The organism is Pseudomonas sp. BJa3 (assembly GCF_026343815.1).
GTDB lineage: Bacteria > Pseudomonadota > Gammaproteobacteria > Pseudomonadales > Pseudomonadaceae > Aquipseudomonas > Aquipseudomonas soli.
This window is the reverse complement of record NZ_JAOXMC010000549.1, coordinates 1-236: the sequence shown is the minus strand read 5'-3', so window position 1 is coordinate 236 and position 236 is coordinate 1. Positions and strand designations below refer to the sequence as shown.

The window sequence follows — 236 nt, the reverse complement described above, 5'->3', positions numbered from 1 at the left end:
CGGATCGTGGTGGTACCGCCCGCATTGGTCATCTGAAAGATGGCACCGAAGCGTACGGTACCCACGTCCGTATCCTGGACACTGGCCAGCGACACGACGTCCGCATCCTGACCGCAGGCCAGCAACACATCACCGTTCTGGAAGCCATGATTCGCATTCTGGACGGTGAATGTCTGGGTCCCCGGTACGTGCGAGACAACACTTACCGACCTTTCTCCACCGGACATCGTCACCAA

Annotated in this window: 1 protein-coding gene; it reads right to left on the bottom strand. The window is 58.9% G+C overall.

Annotated elements, in window-relative coordinates; all coding sequences use genetic code 11:
* Positions 1-236 (bottom strand): hypothetical protein (locus tag OH705_RS28735; RefSeq protein WP_267303637.1); only part of this gene is annotated, 236 nt, incomplete at both ends.